The sequence below is a fragment of the Nostoc sp. ChiQUE01b genome (genome assembly GCF_034531255.1).
GTDB lineage: Bacteria > Cyanobacteriota > Cyanobacteriia > Cyanobacteriales > Nostocaceae > Nostoc.
This window is the reverse complement of record NZ_JAVRBM010000184.1, coordinates 1-3,725: the sequence shown is the minus strand read 5'-3', so window position 1 is coordinate 3,725 and position 3,725 is coordinate 1. Positions and strand designations below refer to the sequence as shown.

Annotated in this window: 2 protein-coding genes; both read left to right on the top strand. The window is 43.0% G+C overall.

The genetic code is table 11. The features are described from left to right. Window positions 1-71 precede the first annotated feature (71 nt). On the top strand, window positions 72-443 hold the full coding sequence (locus RMY63_RS41375; protein ID WP_322734224.1) for a 3'-5' exonuclease: 372 nt from the start codon (window positions 72-74) through the stop codon (window positions 441-443). Window positions 444-573: 130 nt separating this feature from the next. Beyond that, the coding region (drmA, locus tag RMY63_RS41370) for a DISARM system helicase DrmA (protein ID WP_322734223.1) at window positions 574-3,725 on the top strand (3,152 nt) is incomplete at its 3' end.

Here is a 3,725-nt window from a genome sequence, read left to right as displayed (position 1 = left end):
CATTGTCGCAGTTTTTGATCCCATTTTTTCAGATTTTGTGAGAAATCCGCGTTAACGCTTGTGCCGTAATTGTGCCGACAGAAAGTGCTGGTACAAAAATAGCTGGTCAACTTTCATACTTAGGGTTAGAAGCGCATTTCATGTCTAGCAAAGACTTGGACTTAAATAAACAAGGTGTTAAAGTTATTACGCTTAAAGCTGCGAAGGGGTTAGAATTTCCCATTGTAGCGATCGCAGGATTTTTGGATGCAACCTATCCAACAATTCCCAAAGGTACACCGGAGGATGAAATTACAGAAATTTTAGTACGCGATCGCCGGACTCTATTTGTTGGTATGACTCGCGCTATGCGGGCATTGTTGGTTATTGTTCCTGCAAGTAACTCTTCTCTCCTCTTGGAAAAATTTGATTTTCAATTGTGGAATCTGGGTAATAGGGAATAAGAAAGAAAAATGGCATTGCTGAATTGCGAAATTTGCCCTCATCCCCAACCCTTCTCTCTAGGGGAGAAGGGAGTAAGAAAGAAGTTTACACGCATAATTTAGGCTAACTATATATACTTTTATCAGCAATATGGAAATTATTAAGCTTCCTTCTGTACTTCCAGGTGAATTAGATTTACTAAATATCAATAAACAACTGCGGGAACATAACATTCAGCTTGATTGGAGTGCGGTTGTGTCTGCACCAGAGTCTCAGCTTGTGGTTTTGCTGGACGGAATCGATCAAGTAGAAGATGCTGATTGGTTAATAAATGGAGATATTGCAGAGAAGATTGCTACTGATATCATCAATTTCTTTAACAAACAGAAGCCTAAAGTTAAAAAATCGCGTTCTAAGAAAAAGCCGCTAGAAACTAAAGTAACTCCCCAACTTTGGGAACAGAGAAAACCATTAGAAACGCAATTTATACCTTCAACAAACGAAGGTCAATTATTAGAAGAAAAATTTATACTTGCGATTGATCCACTTGTTGAGGAAAAGCTAGAAGTAAAAGCTGATGAAACTAGTAAAATTCTAGAATCGCAGTTACCCACACCTTATAAAATCCGTGATGAATTAGAAAAAGCAGTATTGGCAGATTTACTTGGGCCTGCGGGTGGTAAGGAAGAAGAAGTAGATGAGGATAGTGTAAGCGATCGCTATCTTGTAGGGTTACTCGCACCACAACAACGCCGCATCAGTGCTGAGACTGTAAATAAATCGGTTGTGGCCGACGAAGTGCAAGACCAATTATTTAGAGAAGTTGACTATCAACAACCAGAACTTCTTGATGAATTGGCTGTAGTTGGTAAAGGTACTGTCGAGGAAGGCACAACTGAGGTTAGTGTACCACCTGCTGAAACGATGTTTCCCTCATCTTTTGGGATGACTTTTTGTGTTAGTGGTGCAGCCAAAGTATTGCAAATTAATGCAGGTTGGGGACAATATAAACGCACTAAAAGCGAAACGATTACCAAAAAAGATGATACACCAAAAATGGTGTGGAAGCGCCAACAAATTCTCGGAAATTCACCTCCCATTCCTCTAATTGAGGGAGAAATTCCTAGATGGACGGTGCATTCAGAATATCCCCAAGTGCAAGTACAAGGCAAAATTCGCCAACAAAGTAACGGAGATTGGATTGTTAGCCTGTTTTTAATTAACGGGCAAAAAGAACCCGCTAAGTTACGTGATGAAGCGTGGTTATTTCAACCAGAATTAAGCGTACAATCAGCAGATTCTCAACATCTTGATATTTTTCTCAAGCGACACAAACCGCGTCAGGCTGGTAAGCTTGACCCGGTAATTTATGCTGAAGAAAAAGCAATGGCAATGCTTTATCGCAAACAGGTAGAGTTCGCCATTGGTCATGGGGTAAGCGTCCACGCCGAAACAGCACAAAATACTACAGAATGTGCTGTTAAACTATCTACCAACGTTGTACCTGTCTACGAAGTTCCCAAAACCTCTCCACCCCAAGCAGATGAAATTCCTGAATTGGCGGGATTGGTTTTGGATATGAAAGAACTGGCACAAACTCCAACCGCAGATTTTATCAGTAAGCTAAATCCTCTGGTAACAGCTTACGCAGTTTGGATTCAACAACAAGCACAACGGATTTCTAATCCTAATGAAGGATTGACAGATTACCAAGATGTAGCCGAGGATGCAATTAAAAATTGCGATCGCACTCTTCAACGCATTCAGTCAGGTTTAACGCTGCTGCAAACCAACCCGGAAGCAGCCGAAGCTTTCCGATTTATGAATCAAGCCATGCACTTGCAGCGTGTTCATTCTATTTCCTCAGAACAGGTACGCCAAGGTAAAACGCCTGAACCAGAAGACGAAATCCCTAATCCGACCTGGTTTCCCTTTCAATTAGCGTTTATTTTGCTGAATTTACCCAGCATAACCGACTTACACCATTGCGATCGTAGTCACGAAACCGATGCTGTTGCAGACTTACTCTGGTTCCCCACTGGTGGTGGTAAAACCGAAGCTTACCTGGGTTTGACCGCCTACACCATCGGCTTGCGGAGGTTACAAGGAGTAATTTCGGGACGTTCTGGAGAATATGGCGTTGCAGTCCTCATGCGCTACACCCTACGCCTGCTTACGCTACAACAATTTCAACGCGCCACTGCCTTAATTTGTGCTTGCGAATCTATCCGTCGAGACAACCCGGCTAAATGGGGGAAAGAACCATTCCGTATTGGGTTGTGGGTAGGTCAGCGCACTACCCCCAACCACACCGACCAAAGCGAAGAATTTTGCAAACAAGCGCGAGGACAGTATCAGCAAAGTGCTAGCGGTTCCCCTCATCAACTCACAAATTGCCCGTGGTGTGGTTCTAAAATCGACCCAGGTAAAAACATTGAAGTCGAATCTTTTAGTAAAGGTCGCGCCCGTACTCTAATTTACTGCGGCGACTCTTTGGGGCGTTGTCTGTTTAGTAAAAAACAATCTTCAACCGAAGGTTTACCCATTCTTGTAGTTGATGAAGAAATCTACCGTCGTTTACCCACGCTGTTGATTGCTACGGTAGATAAATTTGCCCAAATGCCTTGGAAAGGCGAAATTCAAATGCTATTTGGGCAAGTAGATGGTTACTGCGAACGGCATGGTTTTCGGACATCAGATATTGAAGATACTAATTCACATAAAAAAACTGCGTATTTACCCGGTGCTAAAACAATTCACAGCAACCCCCTACGCCCACCTGACTTAATCATCCAAGATGAGTTGCACTTGATTAGCGGCCCCCTCGGTACATTAGTAGGACTTTATGAAACCGCAGTAGACCAACTCTCCTCTTGGGAAGTCGATGGTAAAAAGGTTCGCCCCAAAGTCATAGCTTCTACTGCAACAATACGTCAAGCAGAAACTCAGATGCACAACCTATTTCTGCGGAAAGTACAGGTTTTTCCACCCCAAGGCTTAGATGTGGAAGATAATTTCTTCTCACGCCAGAGGAAACCAAATGAGACTAATCCAGGACGGCGCTATGTCGGTATTTGTGCCACAGGGCGACGGCTAAAAGCTGCATTAATTCGAGTTTATGTTGCTATTCTTGCTGCTTCTCAAGACCTGTATGAAAACAAACAATACGGAAATCGTGCTGACCCCTGGATGACGTTGGTCGGTTACTTCAACTCGATGCGGGAATTAGGGGGTATGCGACGCTTAGTCGCGGATTTCTCACAAAATCTGAAAAAATGGGATCAAAAACTGCGACAATGTAT